Consider the following 736-nt stretch of genomic DNA (forward strand, 5'->3'; position numbering starts at 1 on the left):
ATTTGTAAGTGGCTATCATGCAGAGATTTTAATGTTAGATAATGGTGACATCCTTTTAACAGATAAAGGAAGCAGGAATGGAACTTATCTAAATGATCAAAGATTACAACCCAATAAGGACATACCAATAAAAAGAGGAGACTCGATTAGATTTGCGGATGTAACATTGGACTGGAAAACTATACCAGTATTTCCTATGCCTGATTTAACAAAGGTAAAAGAGATGCGAGGTATTGGAACAAATTTTAGGAATAAATATCAGTTGCAAGGAGATAAGGTCAGTCGTTTTCATGCAACCTTTAAAAAAATGAGTGACAAGAAATGGTATATCCAAGATCATAGTAGAAATGGGACAACCGTAAACGGACAACCAATTCCATCTAATCAAGACATAAAACTAAAAAAAGGTGATAAAATCTTATGCGCAGGCGTATCAGTTCCCAACCCTTATGAAGAAGGAAAAACATTTAATTATCGAAAAATAGTAACAATAATTTCAGTTATATTGTTATTATGCGGCGCTTTTTATGGCATATATCATTATTGGCCTCATAATGGTAATAGTGATAGTAATGATCCTGCAGTTGTCCTTTCTAATAAGAAAATGTCGGATGAAGAAATTTTTGCGAAATATAAGAATTCAACTGTACTGCTTATCGGATTCTACTATTACAAAGTATCAGCAGGTAATTTAGATCTTGAGAAATTAGGATTACCTACTGAGGTTGTATATACT

General features: G+C 33.0%; 1 protein-coding gene. It reads left to right on the forward strand.

Annotation, left to right across the window (positions count from 1 at the left end):
- On the forward strand, window positions 1–736 hold a 736-nt coding region (locus I6E24_RS16510; protein ID WP_235329803.1), incomplete at both ends, for an FHA domain-containing protein.

The sequence above is a fragment of the Bacteroides caecigallinarum genome (genome assembly GCF_021530995.1).
Taxonomy (GTDB): domain Bacteria; phylum Bacteroidota; class Bacteroidia; order Bacteroidales; family Bacteroidaceae; genus Phocaeicola; species Phocaeicola faecigallinarum.